At 72.4% G+C, this 626-nt stretch carries 1 pseudogene; it reads left to right on the top strand.

Annotated elements, in window-relative coordinates:
• Nucleotides 1-626: pseudogene (locus x551_RS23025) on the top strand (acetyl-CoA C-acetyltransferase); the annotation flags it as partial.

Raw genomic sequence — 626 nt, 5'->3', positions numbered from 1 at the left:
GGCCAGGCGCCGGCCCGCCAGGCGGCGCGCAAGGCCGGCCTGCCGGACTCGGCCGGCGCGGTGACGCTGTCGAAGATGTGCGGCTCCGGCATGCGCGCGCTGATGTTCGGCCATGACATGCTGGCGGCCGGCTCGGCCGAGGTGGTGGTGGCCGGCGGCATGGAGAGCATGACGAACGCACCGCACCTGAGCTTCGTGCGCAAGGGGCTGAAGTACGGCGCGGCGGTGCTGTACGACCACATGGCGCTCGACGGCCTGGAGGACGCCTACGAGCGCGGCAAGTCGATGGGCGTGTTCGCCGAACAGTGCGTCAGCTATTACAGCTTCCGGCGCGAGGCGATGGACGCGTTCGCGGTGGCGTCGACGCAGCGCGCGATCGCGGCCCACAACGACGGCAGCTTCGACTGGGAGATCGCGCCGGTCACGCTGGCCGGCAGGGCGGGCGACGTGGCGGTCGATCGCGACGAGCAGCCCTTCAAGGCCAAGCTCGACAAGATCACGGCGCTGAAGCCGGCCTTCGGCAAGGACGGCACGATCACCGCCGCCACCTCGTCGAGCATCTCCGACGGCGCCGCGGCGCTGGTGCTGATGCGTGCCTCCACGGCCCGCGCGCGCGGCCCGCGCCG

This window comes from Methylibium sp. T29, from assembly GCF_000576205.1.
Lineage (GTDB): Bacteria > Pseudomonadota > Gammaproteobacteria > Burkholderiales > Burkholderiaceae_C > Methylibium > Methylibium petroleiphilum.
The sequence above is the reverse complement of the archived record's forward strand: the minus strand, read 5'-3'. Positions and strand labels throughout refer to the sequence as shown.